The organism is Micromonospora sp. WMMD1274 (assembly GCF_049179035.1).
GTDB lineage: Bacteria > Actinomycetota > Actinomycetes > Mycobacteriales > Micromonosporaceae > Micromonospora > Micromonospora tulbaghiae.
The window spans coordinates 4,810,929-4,825,396 of the sequence record NZ_JBMHMG010000001.1; the positions used below are offsets into that span (position 1 = coordinate 4,810,929).

The following is a 14,468-nucleotide window of genomic DNA, read 5'->3' on the forward strand; positions in this document are numbered from 1 at the left end:
GAGTGGGACGCCGTCGCCGGCATCTGACAGGATTTCGGGCATGACGGAATACCTCCTCGTCGCTCTCGCCCTGCTCGGCGTGCTGATCATCGGCGGCCTGAGCCTCGTGGTGCCCCGGCTGCGCCGGCGCCCGCAGCCGCCGCTGCCGCGTACGGAGGTCGACACCCGGACGGAGGAGGACCTGGCCGGCCCGCCGGTCGAGGCCCCGGAGGCGGAACTCACCACCGGCGTGGTGGTGGAGGCGCCGCCGGCCCCTCCGGTCGAGGTGCCGCAGGTCGAGGTGCCGGAGCCCACGGCCGGCCGCCTGGTCCGGCTGCGCTCGCGGCTGTCCCGCTCGCAGAACGTCTTCGGCAAGGGCCTGCTCGGCCTGCTCAGCCGCGACCGGCTGGACGAGGACACCTGGGAGGAGATCGAGGACAGCCTGATCACCGCCGACGTCGGCATCGATGCCACCCGGGAGATCGTCGACCGGCTGCGCGAGCGGACCCGGGTGCTCGGCACCCGTACCGGTGACGAGCTGCGGGCGCTGCTCGCCGCCGAGCTGGTCAACGCGCTCGACCCGGGCCTGGACCGCGCGCTGCGCACCGCGCCGAAGGAGGGCGTCCCGGCGGTGGTGCTCGTGGTCGGCGTCAACGGCGCCGGCAAGACCACCACCTGCGGCAAGATCGCCCGGGTGCTGGTCGCGGACGGCCGCAGCGTGCTGCTCGGCGCGGCCGACACGTTCCGGGCCGCCGCCGCCGACCAGCTGGAGACCTGGGGCGGCCGGGTGGGCGCCGAGACGGTCCGCGGGCCCGAGGCCGCCGACCCGGCGAGCGTCGCGTTCGACGCGGTCAAGCGCGGCATCGACACCGGCGTCGACACCGTGCTCATCGACACCGCCGGCCGGCTGCAGAACAAGGTCGGCCTGATGGACGAGCTGGGCAAGGTCAAGCGGGTGGTGGAGAAGCACGGCCCGATCGACGAGACGCTGCTGATCCTCGACGCCACCACCGGCCAGAACGGGCTGGAGCAGGCGCGGGTCTTCACCGAGGCGGTGAACGTCACCGGCGTGGTGCTGACCAAGCTCGACGGGACGGCCAAGGGCGGCATCGTGATCGCCGTGCAGCGCAAACTCGGCATCCCGGTCAAGCTCGTCGGCCTCGGCGAGGGCAAGGACGACCTGGCCCCGTTCGACCCGGCACAGTTCGTCGACGCGTTGCTCGGCACCGAGCCGCTCGCCCGGGACGCGTAGCCTCTCCCGTGACGACTGACGATCGCGCCTACGCGGGGTGGCGCGACCCCAGCCACCCGTCGCCACGCCTCGGGAGACCGTACGTGACTTCGCAGGAGATCCCGCTGCACGGCGGGAACGTGAGCACAGTGGTCCGTGTGGGCGACACGGTCCGGCGCAACGCCGGCCCGTGGACGCCCTCCGTGCACGCGCTGCTGCGCCACCTGGAGTACGTCGGATTCACCGGCGCGCCCCGGGCGCTCGGCATGGACGAGCGCAACCGGGAGGTCCTGTCGTACCTGGAGGGGGAGTGCGGGGAGTACCCGCTGGCCCCGCACTGGGTCACCGACGAGGCCCTGGTGACGGTGGCCACCATGCTGCGGATGTTCCACGACGCGCAGTACGGCTTCACCCCGCCGCCCGGCGCGGTCTGGCGCTCGTTCGGGCCGCCCCCGCCGGACACCGAGGTCATCTGCCACCACGACGCCGCGCCGCACAACGTGATCTGGCGGCCGGACGGCACGCTCGGGCTGATCGACTTCGACCTCGCCTCGCCCGGCGCCCGCATCTACGACGTGGCGTACGCGGCCTGGACCTGGGTGCCGATCTTCTCCGACCGCGACTCGATCACGCTCGGCTGGAAGCACCCGGACCGGCCGCGCCGGCTGCGGCTGTTCGCCGACGCGTACGGGCTGATCCCGCGCGACCGGCACCGCCTCATCCGGACCATCCGCAAGCGCATCGTCGACCACGTCGAGGGCATCCGGCGGATGGCCGCCGCCGGTGAGCCGGCGTTCGTCCGGATCGTCCACAAGGGTCACCTGCGTCGCCCTATGCGCGACCTGCGGCTGCTCGACTACGAGCGGCACCAGCTGGAGTACGCGCTCCGCTGACCAAGATCGGCGTTCTTCACACGCCGGAAACAACCCGTCACGCGTCGGAAATCGCGCGGTGTCGCTGAAGGAAACAGCCGGCGACAAAGCTTCCGCGCAACCGGCTGACGGGCGATGCTGCCAGGTCTCAGTCGGAGGGAGGAATACGACAACGAGAGGAGGCAGCGTGGAGATCGACACCGGGAACACTGCCTGGTTGCTTGTCTCGACTGCCCTCGTGCTGCTCATGACCCCCGGTCTCGCGCTGTTCTACGGCGGCCTGAACCGGTCCAAGGGCGTTCTGAACATGATGATGATGAGCTTCTCGTCCATCGGGCTCGTCAGCATCCTGTGGCTTTTCTACGGCTTCACCGTCGCCTTCGGCGAGGGCGGCAGGTTCTGGGGTGACCTGGGCCAGTACCTGGGCACCAAGACCTTCGTCGGCGAGAACGACCTGTGGGGCGAGACCGGCATCCCGATCTACGTCTTCATCGCCTTCCAGATGATGTTCGCGATCATCACCGTGGCGCTGATCAGCGGCGCGCTCTCCGACCGGGTGAAGTTCGCCGGCTGGCTGCTGTTCGCGTTCGGCTGGGCCACGCTGGTCTACTTCCCGGTCGCCCACATGGTCTGGGGCGGCGGGCTGATCGGCGGCGACATCGGCGCGCTGGACTTCGCCGGTGGTACCGCCGTGCACATCAACGCCGGTGCGGCGGCGCTCGCGCTGGTGCTCGTGCTCGGCAAGCGGGTCGGCTGGCCGCGCGAGAGCATGAAGCCGCACAACGTCCCGATGGTCGCCCTCGGCGCCGCGCTGCTGTGGTTCGGCTGGTTCGGCTTCAACGCCGGCTCCGAGCTGACCGCCGACGGGGTCACCGCGCTGGCGTTCATCAACACCCAGGTCGCCACCGCCGCCGCGCTGCTCGGCTGGATCGTGGTGGAGTGGCTGCGCGACGGCAAGCCGACCCTGGTCGGCGCCTCGTCCGGCGCCATCGCCGGCCTGGTCGCGATCACCCCGGCCTGTGCGTTCATCACCCCGGCCGCAGCGGTGCTGCTGGGCGTGGTGGCCGGTGCGGTCTGCGCCCTCGCGGTCGGCCTGAAGTACCGGCTCGGCTACGACGACTCGCTCGACGTGGTCGGCGTGCACTTCGTCGGCGGCTGGATCGGCTGCCTCTGGATCGGCCTGTTCGGCACCGCCTCGGTCAGCTCGCTGGTGGAGACCGACGGCCTGTTCGTCGGCGGCGACGCCTCGCTGCTCGGCAAGCAGGCGATCAGCGCGCTGATCGTGAGCGTCTACTCGTTCGTGGTCGCCTTCGCCCTGGGCTTCGTGATCGACAAGACGATCGGCCTGCGGGTCTCCGCCGAGGCCGAGGTCGACGGCATCGACATCGCCGAGCACGCGGAGAGCGGCTACGACCTGTCGCCCACCACGGGCAGCAGCGGTGGCGCGTTCGCGATGGCCGGGATCGGCGCCGGCAAGCCGGCCGCGGAGCCCGCCGTCGAGACCGACGAGTCCGCGCCGGTCAGCGAGAAGGTCGCCGGTTAACGTTCCTGGGATGGAGGGGTTGGACATGAAGCTGGTGACCGCGGTCATCAAGCCGTACCAGCTGGACGCGGTGAAGGAGGCCCTGCACGCGCTCGGCGTGGCCGGGCTGACCGTCAGCGAGGTCCAGGGCTACGGCCGGCAGAAGGGGCACACCGAGGTCTACCGGGGTGCCGAGTACACGGTCGAGTTCCTGCCCAAGATCCGGGTCGAGGTGCTCACCGACGAGATGGACGTCGACAAGATCGTGGACGCGATCGTCGGCGCCGCCCGGACCGGCAAGATCGGCGACGGCAAGGTCTGGGTGACCGGCGTCGAGGAGGTCGTCCGGGTGCGTACCGGCGAGCGCGGGCTCGACGCCCTCTGATCGCCGGATCCGCCGACATGACCTCGTTGACCACCGCCACCGGCCCCTCCGAGGGCCAGGCGGTGGTCAACGAGGTCGTCGGCGTACCCGGGGGCATCGGCGCGGCCGCCCGGTCCGCGCGGGCCGACGCGCTCGACGCCTGGCTGTGCCGGGCCTTCCCGGACCGGGACGGCGTCGCGCTCGTCGCGGTGGGCGGGCTGGGCCGCCGCCAGTGCGCCCCCTACGGCGACCTCGACCTGGTGCTGCTGCACGCCGGGGTGCCCGGCATCGACGAGCTGGCCGCGTCGCTCTGGTATCCGATCTGGGACGCCGGCCTGCGGCTGGACCACTCGGTGCGCACCGTCGCCGAGGCGCTGTCGGTGGCCCAGGACGACGTCAAGGTCGCCCTCGGCCTGCTCGACGCCCGGCACGTGGCGGGCGACCCGGCGCTCACCGACCAGCTCTCCCGTACCGCCACCGACCACTGGCGGCGGACCGCGATCCGCCAGCTCCCCGGCCTGCGCGAGATCACCGCCGCCCGCTGGGAGGCGCACGGCGAACTGGCCTTCCTGCTCGAAGGCGACCTCAAGGAGGCGGCCGGCGGGCTGCGCGACGTGGGCATCCTGCGCGCCATCGCCACCGCCGGGGTCACCGACGCGCTCCGCCCGGCCGTGTACGCGGCACACCGGCGGCTGCTGGACACCCGCGACGCGCTGCACCAGCAGGTGGGCCGCCGGGTCGACCGCCTGGTCGCCCAGGAACGCGACGGCGTGGCGCGCCTGCTCGGCGCCGAGGACGGCGACGCGCTGCTGCGGCTGGTGGCCGGCGACGCCCGCACGGTGAGCCACGCCCTCGACGACGCCTGGCGGGCCGCCGACCGGCTCCGCTCCGGCCGGCACCGCGCCGCGCCCGGCCGCCCGCTGCGCCGCCCGGTCGCCCGGGACGTGGTGGAGCAGGACGGGGAACTGGTGCTCGCCCGCACCGCCATCGGGGCCCGCCCCGACCCGAGCCTGTCGCTGCGCGTGGCCGCCGCGGCCGCCACCACCCGGCTGCCGATCGCGCGGGCCACCTGCGAGTGGCTGGCCGCGTACTGCCCGCCGCTGCCCGCGCCCTGGCCACCGGCGGCCCGCGCCGCGCTGATCACCCTGCTCGGCGCCGGTCCCGGCCTGGTGTCCGCCTGGGAGACCTGCGACAGGTACGGGCTGATCGACCGCTGGCTGCCCGAGTGGACCCGGATGCGCAGCCTGCCCCAGCACAACCCGGTGCACCGGTTCACGCTCGACCGGCACCTGGTCCAGACCGCGTACGAGGCGAGCCGGCACACCCGCGACGTGGAACGGCCGGACCTGCTGCTGCTCGGCGCGTTCCTGCACGACATCGGCAAGGGACTGCCCGGCGACCACTCGACAGTGGGCGCGCCGCTGGCCGAGGCGGTCGCCACCCGGGTCGGGCTGCCGCCGGACGAGGCGGCGCTCATCGGCACACTGGTCCGGCTGCACCTGCTGCTGCCCGACGTGGCCACCCGGCGCGACCTGTCCGACCCGAAGACCATCGCGGGGGTCGCCGGGCGCGTCGGCGACACCGGCACGCTGGAACTGCTGCACGCCCTGGTCCGCGCCGACGCCGCCGCCACCGGCCCGGCCGCCTGGTCCGGCTGGAAGGGCCGGCTGATCGCCGAACTGGTGAGCCGGGTCCGCACCACGCTGGACACGGGCGTGGTGCCCGCCCCACCGGCTCCGGACCCGGCGCTGGTGGCGGGGCCGCTGCCGGTCGTACACCTGGGGGAGGACCGGGTGTCGGTGGCCGCGGCCGACCGGCGCGGGCTGCTCGCGACGGTCGCCGGCTGCCTGGCGCTGCACCGCCTGGAGGTGATCTCCGCGGACGCCGCCACCGTCGACGGCCGGGCCCTGGTCGAGTGCCGGGTGCAGCCGCGCTACGGGCTGGCCCCGGAGCCGATCGCGCTCAGCGCCGACCTGCGCCGCGCGGTCGGTGGCGACGTCTCGGTCATCCAGCGGCTGCGCGGCCGGGCGCTCGCCGCGCGCGGCCAGGGTGCCGCACCCCGGGTGGTCTGGCACCGGGAGGCGGCCACCGACGCGGTCCTGCTGGAGCTGCGGGCCGCCGACGCGGCCGGGCTGCTGTACCGGGTCACCTGTGCGCTGGACGAGGCCGGCGCCCAGGTGCGCGCGGCCCGGATCTCGACGCTCGGCGGCGACGTGGTGGACACGTTCTACCTGGTCGGCGGCGGGCTCTCGGACGAGGAACGGGCCCGGATCGAGGCCGCCGTGCTCGCCGCCGTGTAGCGGAACGGGCTGCCGGGCCGGAGCGGGCGGGTGGGCGGCGGGATACCCTAACGGTGGGCTGGACCACCGGCCCGGCAGCATGTGCCCGCCGAAAACGACAAACGGGATGTTCGCGTGTTTGACACCTTGAGTGACCGCCTGTCCGGGATCTTCACCAAGCTCCGCGGCAAGGGCCGGCTCACCGACGCCGACATCGACGCCACCGCGCGCGAGATCCGGATGGCGTTGCTGGAGGCCGACGTCGCCCTGCCGGTGGTCAAGGGCTTCATCGCGAACGTCAAGGAGCGGGCGCGGAGCGCCGAGGTCTCCCAGGCGCTCAACCCGGCGCAGCAGATCGTCAAGATCGTCAACGAGGAGCTGATCAACGTCCTCGGCGGCGAGGGGCGGCGGCTCCAGTTCGCCAAGAACCCCCCGACGGTGATCATGCTGGCCGGCCTCCAGGGCTCCGGCAAGACGACGCTCGCCGGCAAGCTGGCCCGCTGGCTCAAGAGCCAGGGCCACCAGCCGCTGCTCGTCGCCGCCGACCTCCAGCGTCCCAACGCCGTCGGGCAGCTCCAGGTGCTCGGTGGCCGGGCCGGCGTCGAGGTGTACGCCCCGGCGCCCGGCAACGGCGTCGGCGACCCGGTACAGGTGGCCCGCGACTCGATCGAGCACGCCCGCCGCGCCGCCCGGGACATCGTCATCGTCGACACCGCCGGCCGGCTCGGTATCGACACCGAGATGATGCAGCAGGCCGCGGACATCCGCGACGCGGTCCAGCCCGACGAGGTCATCTTCGTCATCGACGCCATGGTCGGTCAGGACGCGGTACGCACCGCCGAGGCGTTCCGCGACGGCGTGGGCATCACCGGCGTGGTGCTGTCCAAGCTCGACGGCGACGCCCGCGGTGGCGCTGCGCTCTCCGTCCGCGAGGTGACCGGCCAGCCGATCCTGTTCGCCTCCACCGGCGAGAAGCTGGAGGACTTCGACGTCTTCCACCCGGACCGGATGGCCAGCCGGATCCTCGGCATGGGCGACGTCCTAACTCTGATCGAGCAGGCCGAGGCGGCCTTCGACTCCGATCAGAAGGAGAAGATGACCGCCAAGCTGATGGGCGGGGAGACCTTCACGCTGGAGGACTTCCTCGACCAGCTCATCGCGGTCCGGCGGATGGGCCCGATCGCCAACGTGCTGGCCATGATGCCGGGCATGGGGCAGATGAAGGACCAGCTCGCCGAGCTGGACGACAAGCACTTCGACCGGGTCACCGCGATCATCCGGTCGATGACCCCGGCCGAGCGCACCAACCCGAAGATCATCAACGGCTCCCGCCGGGCCCGGATCGCGGGCGGCTCCGGCGTCACCGTCATGGACGTCAACCAGCTGCTCAACCGCTTCGCCGACGCGCAGAAGATGATGAAGCAGATGGGCGGCATGATGGGCCTGCCCGGCGGTGGCCGGCGCAAGGCGACCAAGTCGCCGAAGAACAAGCGCAAGGGCACCAAGGGCGGCGGGCGGCCGCGTACCGGCGCCGGGATGCCGGGCGGCTTCCCGGGCGGCGGCATGCCGCAGCTCCCGCCGGGCCTGGACCCGGGCGACCTGGCCGGTGGGCAGGGCCTGCCGCCGGGCTTCAAGCTCCCGAAGATCGACTTCAACAAGCTGGGCAAGGGCGGCGACAAGGGCCCCCGCTAGCGTGTCGGTGACGGTGGGCGACATTGCTGTCTCTTAAGGTGATGTCGCCCCCTGGAAGGAGATGTCAATGACCGCGGCCCCGATCCTGCCGGAGCGGCACGAGTGGACGGTCGACGACCTGGGCGAACTGCCCAAGGACCTTCCGTACGAACTGATCAACGGAAGGTTGATCGTGCCGTCGCCCACTCTGCTGCACCAGGACATGTGTGTCGAGTTGCTGCTCGCGCTCCGCGTCAACTGCCCGAAGGAGTACCAGGTCGGGATCGACCTGTCGATGCGGGTCGACCACCGGAACGAGCCCCGGCCGGACGTCGTCGCGGTCGTGCGGGGTAACGCCAACCGGAGCCCGTTGCCGGTCGAGGACGCGGTGCTCGCCGTCGAGGTCATCTCGCCGACCTCCACCTTCCGCGACATGTACGACAAGGCCAGGGTCTACGCGCACGCCGGTGTCCGCTCCTACTGGGTGCTCGACCCGGTCAAGGAGAAGATCACGCTGACTGAGTACGTGCTCGGCGCCAATCGCGAGTACAAGCAGGTCAGTCAGGCCGAGGACCTGTTCGTCACCGAGCGGCCCTGGAAGGTCTCGGTCGACCTGCCGGCGCTGACCGCGCGCCGCAACGACCTGCTCGCCGGCGAGGAGGACTGATCGGGTAGGACTGTGCACATGGCTCTGCACGTGCGCGGTGTGTTCCTTCCCGACGACGAGGTCCGGGACGTCTGGCTGGTCGGCGACCGGGTCACCTTCGAACCGGTGCCCGGCGCCGAGACGGTGGCCGACGGCGGCTTCGTCCTGCCCGGCCTGACCGACGCGCACTGCCACATCGGCATCGCCCGCGGCGGCAGCCCGATCACCTCCCTCGACCAGGCCCGGGAGCTGGCCCGGATCGACCGGGACGCGGGCGTGCTGGCGATCCGCGACGCCGGCTCGCCGTACCCGTACCCCGAACTGGAGGACGAGCCGGACCTGCCGCGACTGTCCCGCGCGGGCCGGCACGTCGCGCCGCCGAAGCGCTACCTGCGCGACATCGGCGTGGAGGTCGGCGCCGCGGAGGTGGCCGCGACGGTGGCCGCGCAGGCCGCGGCCGGCAACGGCTGGGTCAAGCTGGTCGGCGACTGGATCGACAGGGGGGTGGGGGACCTGGCGCCGGCCTGGGACGCCGACACCATGACCGCGGCGGTCGCCGCCGCGCACGTCGCCGGGGTACGCGCGGCGGTGCACACCTTCTCCGAGTCGGCCGTGGAGATCATGGTGCGGGCCGGGGTGGACTCGGTGGAGCACGGCACCGGGCTGAGCCTCGACCTGATCGACCTGATGGCCCGGCAGGGCACCGCGCTGGTCCCCACGATGATCAACATCCGGACGTTCGGCCACATCGCGGAGCAGGCCCGGCCCAAGTTCCCCGGGTACGCCGACCACATGCTCGCCCTGCGCGACCGCTTCCCCGAGGTGGTGCGCGCCGCGCACGAGGCGGGCGTGCCGATCTACGTCGGCACCGACGCGGGCGGCGGCATCGACCACGGCCTGGCGGCCGAGGAGATGCTGCTGCTGCACGAGCAGGCCGGGATGTCCGCCCCGGACGTGCTGGCGGCCGCCTCCTGGGGGGCCCGCGAGTGGCTCGGCTTCCCCGGGCTGGTCGAGGGCGGCCTCGCCGACCTGGTGGTCTACCCCGAGGATCCGCGCCGCGACCTGAGCGTGGTCCGCGCGCCCAGCCGGATCGTGCTGCGCGGCCGGGTCGTCCGCTGAGCGGCCGTCGCGGGCGGCGGGCCTAGCGGGCGGTCGCCGCCATCACGAACAGGCGCACCGCCAGGTCGGCCAGCCGGTCGGCGGTCTCCTCGACCGGGCCGCCGGGCAGCACGATGTGGCTCACCACCAGGCGTACGACGCTGTCCGCCGCGAACGCCAGCGCCGCCGGGTCGGCGTCCGGCAGGCGGTGCCCGGTCCACTCCAGCAGCGCCGCCGCGGCCTCGGCGAGCACCAGTTCGGACCGGGTGGTCAGGTACGGCAGCAGCTCCTCCGAACCGCCCCGGGTGCTGGTCAGCACCGCCCGGACCAGCGGGTTCTCGGCGGCCGAGGCGAGGGTGCGGTGGATCGCCGCGTACGCGGCCGCGCGGACGTCCGAGTCGTGCTCGTCGAGCGCGGACCGGACCTGGCCGACGAACCGGTCCACCTCGTGCCGGGCCAGCGCATCGCCCAGGCCCGCCTTGGTGCCGAACTCGTTGTAGACCGTCTGCCGGCTCACCCCCGCCGCGCTCGCGACGGCGCCCATCCGGACCCCGGCCCAGCCGGTCGTGACGGTCAGCGAACGGGCGGCGTCGACGATCGACTCGCGCACCGGTGTGACATTCCTCGGCTTAGGCATGGTGATCGAAGTCTACGGGCGCTCGTCAGCGCACCTCGAGGTCGTACTCCGCCTCGACCCGGAACGCTCCGCCGTCGTGGCCGCCGAAGGCCAGGTGGTGCGTCCCCGGCGCGGGTGGCGGCACCAGACCCCACAGGCCCCAGCAGGAGACGTGCACCGGCCACGGCCACGCGGTGACGACGTTGTTGAAGAACCCCCGTACCGGGAACGAGGCGGGGGAGCCCGCCGGCCGCACCGGCACCGCGACCCCGTCCAGTTCGGCGTGCCCGCCGGCGTGGGGCATCGGCGCGACCGGGCCGTCCCGGCGGCCGACCCGCCAGCAGCAGATCGCCGGGAAGAACAGGGGGCGACCCGCCGGTACCACGCAACGCCGGGCGACCCCGCCGCCCTGCGTGCCGGCGAGGAACCACACGTCGTCCGGCTGGTGGCGCCCGCCGTGCCGGCCGGTGGTGTCCTTGAGCGGGTTGACCGGCTGGCGGTGGGCGGCCACCCAGGCCACCCAGCGGGCGGCGAGCGGGGCCAGCGCCGGTGCCGGGTCGGGGCTGGGGGAGAGCATGACGGCAGATGGTAGTGCGGGCGCGCCCGGCTGCGGCGACCCGTCACGGGACGCATAGGATGTGCGGTCATGGCACGCGTGCTCACTCCCCGTGCGGAGGACTTTCCCCGCTGGTACCAGGACCTGATCGCCAAGGCGAAGCTGGCCGACAACGGCCCGGTCCGGGGGACCATGGTGATCCGACCGGCCGGCTACGCCATCTGGGAGCGGATGCAGGCCGAGATGGACGCCCGGATCAAGGCGGCCGGCGCGGAGAACGCGTACTTCCCGCTGTTCATCCCGGAGAGCTACCTCAAGCGCGAGGCCGAGCACGTCGAGGGCTTCTCGCCGGAGCTGGCGGTGGTCACGCACGGTGGCGGCAAGCAGCTCGCCGAGCCGGTGGTGGTGCGCCCCACGAGCGAGACGGTCATCGGCGAGTTCATGGCCAAGTGGATCGACTCGTACCGCGACCTGCCGCTGCTGCTCAACCAGTGGGCCAACGTGGTCCGGTGGGAGCTGCGCCCGCGGATCTTCCTGCGTACCAGTGAGTTCCTCTGGCAGGAGGGGCACACCGCGCACGCGACCCGCTCCGACGCCCGCGCCTACGCCCGGCGGATCCTGCACGAGGCGTACGAGGACCTGATGGTCAACGTGCTCGGCATCCCGGTGGTGGTCGGCCTGAAGACCGCCCGGGAGCGCTTCGCCGGCGCCACCGCCACGTACACGTGCGAGGGCATGATGGGCGACGGCAAGGCGCTCCAGCTGGGCACCAGCCACGAGCTGGGCCAGAACTTCGCCAAGGCGTTCGACATCAGCTACTCCTCGGCCGAGGGCGGCCGGGAGCACGCGTGGACCACCTCCTGGGGCACGTCCACCCGGATGCTCGGCGGCCTGATCATGTGCCACGGCGACGACAACGGGCTGCGGGTGCCGCCGAAGCTGGCGCCGGTCCAGGCGTACGTGATGATCGTCAAGGACGGCGACGGCGTCGGTGAGGCGGCCCGGAAGCTTCACGACGCACTGCGGGACGCCGGGGTGCGGGTGGCGCTCGACGACCGGACCGACACCGCGTTCGGCCGCCGCGCCGTCGACGCCGAGCTGCGCGGCTACCCGGTGCGCGTCGAGGTCGGCCCGCGTGACCTGACCGCCGGCAACGCCGTGGTGGTCCGGCGTACGGACGGCTCGAAGGCCCCGACGCCGGTCGCCGACGTGGTCGGCGCGGTGCTGGCCGCGCTGGAGGCCGACCAGCGGGCGCTGCACGACCAGGCGCTGGAGTTCCGCCGGTCCCGCACTGTCGAGGTGTCGACGCTGGCCGAGGCGATCGAGGCGTCCGCCACCGGCTGGGCGCGGGTGCCGTGGTCGGCGGTCGGCGTCGAGGGCGAGGCCGAGGCGAACGGCCAGGGCGTGACGGTCCGTTGCCTGGTGCGCGCCGACGGCTCGGTGCCGGACTCGGAGGACGAGCCCGACCTGGTGGCGATCCTCGCCCGCGCGTACTGAGATGCGGCCCGGCGATCCGGCCGGCCGGTTCGCGCCGGGGCGGCTGATCCTGCACCGGAACGTGCGGCACGGCCGGATCGGCTGGGTCCGGTCGGCCCGCGTGGTCTCCGACGACGAGCGCGGCCTGCTGCTCTGGGTGGCGCGGACGGCGCCGGTCGCGCACGAGGTGACGGAGGCGGGCCTGGGCATGCGGGCCGTGCCGTTCGCCGAGTGGGTGACGTCGTCCTACCGGCTCGCGCAGGGGCTGTGGAACGGTCCCCCGGTGCTGAAGTTCCTGCCCACTGGCGCGGCCCACTCGGTCTGGTGGTTCCGCGACGCGGCGGGGCGCTTCCAGAACTGGTACGTGAACCTGGAGGAGCCCGGCGTCCGCTGGGACGACGGCGCGGTGGCCGGGGTCGACATGGTCGACCAGGACCTCGACGTGGTGGTCCACCCGGACCTGAGCTGGGAGTGGAAGGACGAGGACGAGTTCGCCGAGCGGCTGGCGTTCCCGGAGCACTACTGGGTGACCGACGAGAAGGCGGTACGCGCCGAGGGCGAGCGGGTGATCCGGATCGCCGAGGCGGGCGAGTTCCCGTTCGACGGCACCTGGTGCGACTTCACTCCACCCGCGGAATGGGATGTACCGGACGAACTTCCGCCCGGTTGGGACCGTCCGCCGGTGCGCTGAACCGGTGTCCTCCGTCACGGCCCGCCCCGCCCCGGGCGTGGTGTCCGGGTCCGGTGTGAGAGTTCCGGGCCGGATCTGGCAGAATGGGTCGCTGGTATCCGGCGCGCGTCCGGCGCCCTCTAACCCGGGCGCGTCGCCAGTTCACCGAGCAGTCTCCGGCCCAAACCCCACTGTGCCGGTCGGCGCTCACCCGCCACACCGCCCTTACGGGCCGGTGAGATCGCAACAGGAGCGAAACAACTGTGGCCGTAAAGATCCGGCTCCTGCGGATGGGCAAGATCCGCAACCCGCAGTACCGCATCGTCGTCGCCGACTCGCGCACCAAGCGTGACGGTCGCGCGATCGAGTTCGTCGGTGTGTACCAGCCGAAGGAAGACCCTTCGGTGATCGAGGTCAAGTCGGAGCGGGTCCAGTACTGGCTCTCGGTCGGCGCCCAGCCGAGCGAGGCCGTGCAGCGCCTGCTGGAGCTGACCGGTGACTGGCAGAAGTTCAAGGGCCTGCCCGCCCCGCCGCCGCTGAAGGTCGCCCCCGAGCGGGCCGACCGCAAGGCGGCGTACGAGGCCGAGGCGAAGGCCGCCGCCGGCGTGGCGGACACCCCGGCGAAGCCGGCCAAGAAGGCCGCCAAGCCGGAGGCCGAGGCCCCCAAGGCCGAGGAGCAGACCGGTGCCGAGTCCGGCGAGCAGGCCTGACATGCCGCTGCGTCCCGCTCTGGAGCACCTGGTCAAGGGCATCGTCGACCACCCGGACGACGTCCGGGTGCGCATGGTCGACTCCCGTCGGGGCAAGCGCCTCGAAGTCCGCGTGCACCCCGAGGACCTCGGCACGGTGATCGGGCGGTCCGGCCGGACCGCCAAGGCGCTGCGCCAGGTCATCGGCTCCATCGGCGGGCGTGGGGTACGCGTCGACATCGTCGACTCGTACTGATGCTTCTCGTCGTCGGCCGGATCGGTAAGCCGCACGGCATCCGCGGTGAGGTCACCGTGGAGGTGCGTACCGACGAGCCCGAAGCACGGTTCGCCCCCGGTTCGGTGTTGACCACCGAGCCGGGGGTCACCCCGTCGGAGCCCGGCGCCTGGCGGGTACCGCCGACACTCACCGTCGAGTCGGCCCGCTGGCATCAGGGCCGCCTGCTCGTCGCCTTCGAGGGCGTGCTGGAGCGCGACGTCGCCGAGGCGCTGCGCAACACGCTGCTCGGCGTGGACAGCGCCGACGTCGCCCCGCCGGAGGACCCGGAGGAGTTCCACGACCACCAGCTGGTCGGGCTCACCGTGGTCACCCGCGACGGCGAGCACGTGGGCGAGGTCGCCCGCATCGACCACGCGCCCGCGTCCGACATGCTGGTGCTGCGGCGCCCCGAGGGGCGTACCGCGCTGGTCCCGTTCGTCAAGGCGATCGTGCCCGAGGTGGATCTGGCCGGCGGTCGCGTCGTCGTCGACCTGCCCGGCGGTCTGCTCGACCTCTAGCTGG

The 14,468-nt window shown here is 73.0% G+C and carries 15 protein-coding genes; 13 read left to right on the forward strand and 2 right to left on the reverse strand.

The genetic code is table 11. The annotated features are described in order from the left end of the window. Positions 1-40 precede the first annotated feature (40 nt). The 8 genes from ftsY (at position 41) to ACN27D_RS22930 (ending at position 9,683) form a co-directional block, all read left to right on the forward strand. A complete protein-coding gene (gene ftsY / locus ACN27D_RS22895) occupies positions 41-1,231 on the forward strand; it encodes a signal recognition particle-docking protein FtsY (protein WP_120571183.1) in 1,191 nt (396 codons plus the stop codon). Positions 1,232-1,239: 8 nt separating this feature from the next. Next, on the forward strand, positions 1,240-2,103 hold the full coding sequence (locus ACN27D_RS22900; protein ID WP_174361701.1) for an aminoglycoside phosphotransferase family protein: 864 nt from the start codon (positions 1,240-1,242) through the stop codon (positions 2,101-2,103). Between the two features lie 166 nt (positions 2,104-2,269). After that, the gene (locus ACN27D_RS22905) at positions 2,270-3,625 is read left to right on the forward strand and encodes an ammonium transporter (protein ID WP_013284577.1); all 1,356 of its coding nucleotides are present in this window, start codon (positions 2,270-2,272) and stop codon (positions 3,623-3,625) included. Positions 3,626-3,650: 25 nt separating this feature from the next. Continuing rightward, positions 3,651-3,989 carry a P-II family nitrogen regulator gene (locus ACN27D_RS22910; RefSeq protein ID WP_013284578.1) on the forward strand — a complete coding sequence of 113 codons (339 nt, stop codon included), beginning with the start codon at positions 3,651-3,653 and terminating at the stop codon, positions 3,987-3,989. A 17-nt stretch (positions 3,990-4,006) separates the two neighbouring features. Beyond that, positions 4,007-6,268: a [protein-PII] uridylyltransferase gene (locus ACN27D_RS22915; protein WP_421499963.1), complete on the forward strand. Its 2,262-nt coding sequence runs from the start codon at positions 4,007-4,009 to the stop codon at positions 6,266-6,268. A 114-nt stretch (positions 6,269-6,382) separates the two neighbouring features. Then, positions 6,383-7,939, forward strand: a complete 1,557-nt coding sequence (gene ffh / locus ACN27D_RS22920; RefSeq protein ID WP_421499964.1) for a signal recognition particle protein — start codon at positions 6,383-6,385, stop codon at positions 7,937-7,939. A gap of 67 nt (positions 7,940-8,006) precedes the next feature. Then, positions 8,007-8,585 (forward strand): Uma2 family endonuclease, encoded by a 579-nt coding sequence (locus tag ACN27D_RS22925; RefSeq protein WP_120571180.1) that lies wholly within the window; start codon positions 8,007-8,009, stop codon positions 8,583-8,585. Positions 8,586-8,603: 18 nt separating this feature from the next. Beyond that, complete coding sequence (locus ACN27D_RS22930; RefSeq protein ID WP_421499965.1) at positions 8,604-9,683, forward strand: amidohydrolase family protein; 1,080 nt, start codon at positions 8,604-8,606, stop codon at positions 9,681-9,683. Positions 9,684-9,705: 22 nt separating this feature from the next. Here the strand turns inward: ACN27D_RS22930 and ACN27D_RS22935 are convergent, their stop codons facing one another. Beyond that, a complete protein-coding gene (locus ACN27D_RS22935; RefSeq protein WP_252449413.1) occupies positions 9,706-10,299 on the reverse strand; it encodes a TetR/AcrR family transcriptional regulator in 594 nt (197 codons plus the stop codon). 25 nt (positions 10,300-10,324) lie between these two features. After that, entirely contained in the window at positions 10,325-10,855 is a 531-nt protein-coding gene (locus tag ACN27D_RS22940) for a hypothetical protein (RefSeq protein WP_421499966.1), read from the reverse strand. Positions 10,856-10,924: 69 nt separating this feature from the next. Here ACN27D_RS22940 and proS point away from each other — a divergent pair, with 69 nt between their 5' ends. The 5 genes from proS (at position 10,925) to rimM (ending at position 14,464) form a co-directional block, all read left to right on the forward strand. Next, positions 10,925-12,331 carry a proline--tRNA ligase gene (gene proS, locus ACN27D_RS22945; protein ID WP_358170208.1) on the forward strand — a complete coding sequence of 469 codons (1,407 nt, stop codon included), beginning with the start codon at positions 10,925-10,927 and terminating at the stop codon, positions 12,329-12,331. Between the two features lies 1 nt (position 12,332). Next, positions 12,333-13,001, forward strand: coding sequence for a DUF402 domain-containing protein (locus ACN27D_RS22950; RefSeq protein ID WP_120571175.1), 669 nt, complete (start codon positions 12,333-12,335; stop codon positions 12,999-13,001). 242 nt (positions 13,002-13,243) lie between these two features. Beyond that, entirely contained in the window at positions 13,244-13,690 is a 447-nt protein-coding gene (gene rpsP, locus ACN27D_RS22955) for a 30S ribosomal protein S16 (RefSeq protein ID WP_120571174.1), read from the forward strand. Further along, a complete protein-coding gene (locus tag ACN27D_RS22960) occupies positions 13,665-13,925 on the forward strand; it encodes an RNA-binding protein (protein ID WP_026268109.1) in 261 nt (86 codons plus the stop codon). The genes rpsP and ACN27D_RS22960 overlap by 26 nt, the downstream gene beginning before the upstream one ends. Beyond that, on the forward strand, positions 13,925-14,464 hold the full coding sequence (rimM, locus tag ACN27D_RS22965) for a ribosome maturation factor RimM (protein ID WP_030269963.1): 540 nt from the start codon (positions 13,925-13,927) through the stop codon (positions 14,462-14,464). Before ACN27D_RS22960 ends, rimM begins: the two co-directional genes overlap by 1 nt. Positions 14,465-14,468 lie beyond the last annotated feature (4 nt).

What these genes read in the sequence shown, in the direction of transcription:
- ftsY (WP_120571183.1), top strand. Translation starts at nt 41, where the DNA reads ATGACGGAATACCTCCTCGTCGCTCTCGCCCTGCTCGGCGTGCTGATC.
- ACN27D_RS22910 (WP_013284578.1), top strand. Translation starts at nt 3,651, where the DNA reads ATGAAGCTGGTGACCGCGGTCATCAAGCCGTACCAGCTGGACGCGGTG.
- ACN27D_RS22915 (WP_421499963.1), top strand. Translation starts at nt 4,007, where the DNA reads ATGACCTCGTTGACCACCGCCACCGGCCCCTCCGAGGGCCAGGCGGTG.
- ACN27D_RS22925 (WP_120571180.1), top strand. Translation starts at nt 8,007, where the DNA reads ATGACCGCGGCCCCGATCCTGCCGGAGCGGCACGAGTGGACGGTCGAC.
- ACN27D_RS22930 (WP_421499965.1), top strand. Translation starts at nt 8,604, where the DNA reads ATGGCTCTGCACGTGCGCGGTGTGTTCCTTCCCGACGACGAGGTCCGG.
- ACN27D_RS22935 (WP_252449413.1), bottom strand. Translation starts at nt 10,299, where the DNA reads ATGCCTAAGCCGAGGAATGTCACACCGGTGCGCGAGTCGATCGTCGAC.
- ACN27D_RS22940 (WP_421499966.1), bottom strand. Translation starts at nt 10,855, where the DNA reads ATGCTCTCCCCCAGCCCCGACCCGGCACCGGCGCTGGCCCCGCTCGCC.
- proS (WP_358170208.1), top strand. Translation starts at nt 10,925, where the DNA reads ATGGCACGCGTGCTCACTCCCCGTGCGGAGGACTTTCCCCGCTGGTAC.
- ACN27D_RS22950 (WP_120571175.1), top strand. Translation starts at nt 12,333, where the DNA reads ATGCGGCCCGGCGATCCGGCCGGCCGGTTCGCGCCGGGGCGGCTGATC.
- rimM (WP_030269963.1), top strand. Translation starts at nt 13,925, where the DNA reads ATGCTTCTCGTCGTCGGCCGGATCGGTAAGCCGCACGGCATCCGCGGT.